The sequence below is a fragment of the Streptococcus oralis genome (assembly GCF_001578945.1).
GTDB lineage: Bacteria > Bacillota > Bacilli > Lactobacillales > Streptococcaceae > Streptococcus > Streptococcus oralis_Q.
Window position 1 is genome coordinate 437,615 of record NZ_KQ969551.1, and the last position, 697, is coordinate 438,311.

Consider the following 697-nt stretch of genomic DNA (forward strand, 5'->3'; position numbering starts at 1 on the left):
AAGTATATTCACGATAAAACGCATAACATCAGAGCGGTAAACACCTGATATTATGCGTTTTTAGTATTACGAAGACTTTTTTGAACCTCGTATTATCAAAATTAAATTTTGTTATCTTGAATTCCCCAATAGAACAGACGCCATTAAATTTTAAATAATGGTATTACAAAAAATAAATTATCTATAATTAGCATTAAGAGTCATATTCTCAAGTTTTTTAAAGTTTGTCCCATAAGTAATGTTTTTCCGCCAATTAGTTTTTAGTATATTTCCTTCAATTGAACTAAAGCTATTATTTGGTCCACCAACAAAAATCCTAAATTCTCTTTGATTTTTATAAGAATCCTCCTTTGCCAGTAATAAATAATTGGGATCTTGTTTAATTTGATTAATGGTAAAGGGATACTTATCCCTCGCATAATACTCTATTGCACCGTAATTAAGATTGGGATACTTTTGAAACAGTTTATCTAAAAGATTTGGTGGCAACATTATCCAAGGTCTTTCTTCCCCATTTTCATCATAGGCTATACTTCCTCTTTCTGAATCTCTTTCTTTTAAAGATTCCAAAAACTCCGATTTTAATTTTCTATCTTGTGTTACATCATTCTCAGTAATCATAACAAAACAGCATATCTTCCAATTAGCACTATCACTTTGAAACTTAATATTAAGTTTATCGAATTCATAATGAGTT

1 protein-coding gene is annotated in these 697 nt (G+C 29.0%); it reads right to left on the bottom strand.

Features of this window, described 5'->3' with window-relative positions; translation table 11 throughout:
- Positions 1-177 precede the first annotated feature (177 nt).
- Positions 178-697: hypothetical protein (locus SORDD16_RS04790; protein WP_241733987.1), on the bottom strand; the 520-nt coding region annotated here is incomplete at its 5' end.